At 63.7% G+C, this 1,715-nt stretch carries 2 protein-coding genes; both read right to left on the reverse strand.

Annotated elements, in window-relative coordinates:
• On the reverse strand, positions 1-745 hold a 745-nt coding region (locus L692_RS28990), incomplete at its 3' end, for an AAA family ATPase (RefSeq protein ID WP_036723906.1).
• Positions 742-1,715, reverse strand: a 974-nt coding sequence (locus L692_RS0115495; RefSeq protein ID WP_025701064.1) for an exonuclease SbcCD subunit D, incomplete at its 5' end; no start/stop codon positions are given. The genes L692_RS28990 and L692_RS0115495, both read right to left, overlap by 4 nt.

Here is a 1,715-nt window from a genome sequence, read left to right on the forward strand (position 1 = left end):
CGAATCGCTCGGCCTGCCGGGAAGCCGCGTCCAGCCGCTCGCGGCACTTCGCTGCGCGGCGCACAGCCTCGGCAAGACGTTCCTCGGCCGCCCGCACATCCTCCGCTCCGGCGCTGCCGAGCCCCTGCTGCTCGGCCTCCAGCGCGCGGAGCGCCGCCTCGTTCTCCTTGACCCGGCGGCTGAGCTTCAATGCCAGTTGGTCGCCATACTGTTCCAGGTGGAACAGACGCTGAAGCATCTGTCTGCGGTCCACGCCGCGCAGCGACAGAAATTCGGCGAACTTGCCCTGGGGCAAGACAACAGCCCGGGTGAAATCATCCATTTTAAGCCCGATTTTGCCCTCGACGCAGCGCGTTACCTCCGCAAGCTTGTCCGCGATTACCTTTTCGCCGTCCGGCCCAAGCTCAATGAAGCGGCTCACCGTATTGCTGACGGACTGCTCGCCCGTCCGCTTGAATCTCCGCTCCACCCGATAACGGCTGGCCCCATGGGAAGAGGCAAGCTCAAAGGTGAACGCCACGGCAAGGGTATCCTCGGAATGGTTCATAATCCCCTGTGTGCCGTTCACGGCGCGTTCCACCTTGCCGTACATCGCCAGGGTGATGGCGTCGAGCAGGCTCGATTTCCCGCTGCCCGTCGGTCCGAAGATGCCGAACAGCCCAGTCTCGCACAGGCTGACGAAATCGATCTCCTGACTTTCGCGGTAGCTCTGCAGCCCGCTAACTTTTAACAGTATCGGCTTCATTGGATCTCCTCCGCTTCCTGGCCCTCACGCTCTTCCTCCGCCAGTTCCAGAAACAGCTCCACAAGGCTGTCTTCCGGCTCGGCTCCGCCGGTCTGCCGCTGGTAGAATCTTCTGAACAGCTCCTGCACCGGCATACGGGAGCGAAGGGAAGCCTCCAGCTCCCGCTCCATCTCCGGGTAGACCGGCCGGATATGTACAATGCCTTCCCGCGCCTTGCGCAGCCGCTGGATATCCCCCATCGACAGCGCCTCGCTCAAGCGGATTCTCAGATCGATGAACGCATCAAGGTCCCTGTCCTCGTCCAGCCACCGGAACACTTCGTCAAGTCCCCCCGCGCAGTCCCACTCCACCAGGGGACGGCCGCAGCGCAGCAGAATCTCTTCCGGCTTCGCCTCCGCTCCCGGCGAAAGGTCCAGCATCGTTACGGACTTGGCCTGTCCCGCCTCCGAGAAGCTGTACGCCAGCGGTGAGCCGCTGTACCGGATCACTCCTTCTCCCTTGACCTTCTGCGGCCGGTGGAGGTGGCCAAGCGCCGTATACTGCGCGCCGCATGCCAGCGCCGACGGATCGACGGTATACGCCCCGCCGACCTGGATCGGGCGCTCGGAGTCGCTCTCGACGCCGCCCAGCACATAAATATGGCTCATGGCCAGATTGACCGTGCCTGGCGTGAATTCCCGGGACAGCTGCTTCATCAGGCGGCCTACCCGCGTGCTGTAGGCAAGCCTCAGTCCGGCTTCGTCGCTGTCCCCTGCCAGAAGCTCACCAAGACGGGCTTCGGAAGGGTACGGAAGGGCCGCTATACGCGCGATTTCCCCGGTCCGGGCCACCTTGACCGTTACCGGATCGCCCGCGGGCAGACCGACAAGGGTAATGCCGTGTCCGAAGACAAGCGGAGATACGGAGGATACGCGCTCGGGCTGGTCGTGATTGCCGGCGATAACAACCAGCTGCCTTCCGCCGGACGCAA

The organism is Paenibacillus forsythiae T98 (assembly GCF_000520735.1).
Classification (GTDB): Bacteria; Bacillota; Bacilli; order Paenibacillales; family Paenibacillaceae; genus Paenibacillus_AQ; species Paenibacillus_AQ forsythiae.